This is a genomic window from Nonomuraea sp. NPDC003707 (genome assembly GCF_053587055.1).
Map to the genome: position 1 here is coordinate 1 of NZ_JBSFNK010000121.1, position 1,653 is coordinate 1,653.

Here is a 1,653-nt window from a genome sequence, read left to right on the forward strand (position 1 = left end):
GGCTCTGGCCCACTTTCGGTGGTGACGGAGTGTGGTTAGCCGAGCAGGATGCGGTGGCGAAGGAGAACGAACCCGGCGCGGCCGTACATCTGCCGTTTGAGGAGCTTGGTCTTGGTGTTGACGCCTTCGGTACCGCCGTTGTGGAACGGCAGGCTGAGCGCGGCGTCCACGGCGGCGCGGTCGTTGGCCAGGCCGCGGGTGAAGGCATGCACGTGCGGCAGGTCGACTTGTCGTGCGAGTTCTATCCAGGCGGCCAGCAGCCGGTCGTTACCGTCCTTCGGGTCGAGGAGGGCGGCGAAGTCCCGGATGAGGCCGCTCAGCATGGTCATCTCACCGCAGGCGCCGATGGCGGCATCGAGCCGTTCCCGCTGGGCGTCGGTCAGTGTGCCTGGTTCAGTGAGGAGCAGGCCGGCCAGTCGCTTCGGCGAGATCGCGAGCTGGTCGCACTCGACTCTGCCTTGGTTGATGTACCGGTACAGCAGGTTCTGGCTGCCGGTATAGCCGAGCACCTTGATCTCGGCGAGCAACTGCTGAACCGAGACGGCGGGCTCTTCGGCGCGGCGGCGGCGCAGGTGATCACGGAACGGGTCGACGAGCGTAGGCCGGTACTTCGGGACCCGGACGAGCCGCTCGGGCTCAGCGATGCGGGCATACCGCTTGACGGTGTTCAACGCCAGACCGAGACGGCGGGCGCATTCCAGCAGCCCAACGCCCTGGTCGAGCAGAGCATGGACCTGCCGCCACCGATCGCGAGTGGTGGCGGCCCGCACCCCCTCTCTTGGCGGCGGGCCGCTCTTGCCCCAGCAGACCGAGTGCGCGGCGACCTCCTTCACAACGGCTTCGGCCAGGTTGTGCCAGATATGCCAGCGATCACCGACCTGCACCGCTTCAGGCAGAGCGCGACGGATCGCCTCGGCATAAGCGCCGCTGCTGTCCCGGCACACCACCCGCACGCCGGGATGAGCACGCAGCCACGCCTCCAAGGTGTCGGCCTGACGGTCGGTGAGCACATCGAGCCGCTCCCGCGTCACCGCGTTGATGATCACCGTGGCGTAGCGGTGCCGCTTACGGAGCGCGAAGTCATCCACCCCGATCACCTCCGGCGTTGGACGGACCGGCAGTGGCAGGCGTAGCAAAGACCGGACTGCGGTCTGTCGCGAGATCCCGACTCCCAGCACGTCCAGCAACCGAGACCCCGCCCGCCCGGCCAACTCCCGCACCACCGCCCCCACCTGCGCGCTCAAGGCGATCGTGCGGCGCTGATACGGCTCGGCCAAACCGGGCAACGGCTCCCGGAACGTCTGCCGCTCACACCCGACCGTCGCGCACCTCAACCGCCGAAACCGCAGTCGCACGAGCACTCGCTGCCCGCCTAACGGCAGGTCCGCCAGCTGCCGATCCACATAGCCATGCACCCGTCCGGCTGCCCCGCAGCCGGGACACGCCACCGGCGCCCCCTCGGACGTGACATGCACAACGATCGCCCCGGCCCCGGGCCGGACACTGCCGACGACCAAGCCGGCTAATTGCGGGAACACCAGCTCCGCAAGATCCTTTACGTCACACCGGCGTCACGCTGACACAGCACGGCGAGATAGCCATGTACCGACACGAGCTATCACGTTCCGTCACCACCGAAAGTGGGCCAGAGCC

General features: G+C 68.1%; 1 protein-coding gene. It reads right to left on the reverse strand.

Features of this window, described 5'->3' with window-relative positions; genetic code table 11:
- Positions 1–35: 35 nt before the first annotated feature.
- A complete protein-coding gene (locus ACWDRB_RS67765; RefSeq protein ID WP_449912880.1) occupies positions 36–1,538 on the reverse strand; it encodes an ISL3 family transposase in 1,503 nt (500 codons plus the stop codon).
- Positions 1,539–1,653: the final 115 nt, after the last annotated feature.